This window comes from Lichenibacterium minor (genome assembly GCF_004137685.1).
In the GTDB taxonomy this organism is placed as follows: Bacteria; Pseudomonadota; Alphaproteobacteria; order Rhizobiales; family Beijerinckiaceae; genus Lichenihabitans; species Lichenihabitans minor.
The window spans coordinates 1-939 of record NZ_QYBB01000167.1; the positions used below are offsets into that span (position 1 = coordinate 1).

The 939-nt window shown below is 72.1% G+C and carries 1 protein-coding gene; it reads right to left on the reverse strand.

All coding sequences use genetic code 11. The features are described 5' to 3' along the window. Window positions 1-687: LacI family DNA-binding transcriptional regulator (locus D3273_RS27895; protein ID WP_165359773.1), on the reverse strand; the 687-nt coding region annotated here is incomplete at its 3' end. Window positions 688-939 lie beyond the last annotated feature (252 nt).

Here is a 939-nt window from a genome sequence, read left to right on the forward strand (position 1 = left end):
CGCGGTGCGGATCGCGAGAGGCGGCAGCCCCGCCTCGGCGACGACCGCGGCGGCCCCCTGGCAGCGCTTGCGCGCCCGCGCGTCCTGCGGGCGCAGGCTGCCCAGGAAGGCGAGACGCCGACAGCTGCGGGCGAGGAGGTGGTCGGCCTGGGCGCGGCCGATGGCGTCGTGGTTCATCCCGACCGTCGAATCGATCGCCTCGCCGCCCGCGTCCCATATCTCAACCACGGGCACGCCGGAGGCGGCGAGGAGACCCGCGGTGCGCGGATGGTGGTCCACCCCGACGATGATCACGCCGGCGGGCCTCCAGCTCAGCATCGAACGGACGATTCGCCATTCCTGCTCGGGGTCGTAGTGCGTGTTGCCGAGCATGACCTGGAGATCCCGTTCCAGCAGGCCCGCCTGCAGCCCCTCCACCACGGCGGCGAATTCCGAATGGAACAGGGACGTCACCACCACGCCGACGAGGTCGGAGCGCGTGCCCGCGAGCGCGCCCGCGACGCGGTTCGGCACGTAGCCGACCTCCTCCATCACGGCGTCGATCCGCCGCTTCAGCTCGGGCCGCACCGTGTGGGGCGCGCGCAGCGAGCGGGACACCGTATTCAGCGACACACCGACCCGGAGCGCCACCTGCGCGAGCGTCGCGCCGGTCCGAGGGCCGCGGTGCTCGTCGATCGCATCCGTCATGCGCCGCGGAAGGCTCCCTCGCGCTCGTAGGAGCGTTGCGTGAGCGCTCACTCTATGCCAGCTTGGGGGCGAAGTCGAACGAGCGCCGGTCGAGCGCCGGCGTGGATCGGGGAGGAGCATGGCGGCGCGGGACACGGGCGATCCGGTCGGGCAGGAAACGGCAGCGCCTGCCGGCCGCCCCAACATCGTGCTCATCATCACCGACCAGCAGCGCTTCGACACGATCGCGGCGCTGGGTTTCCCCTATGCAGA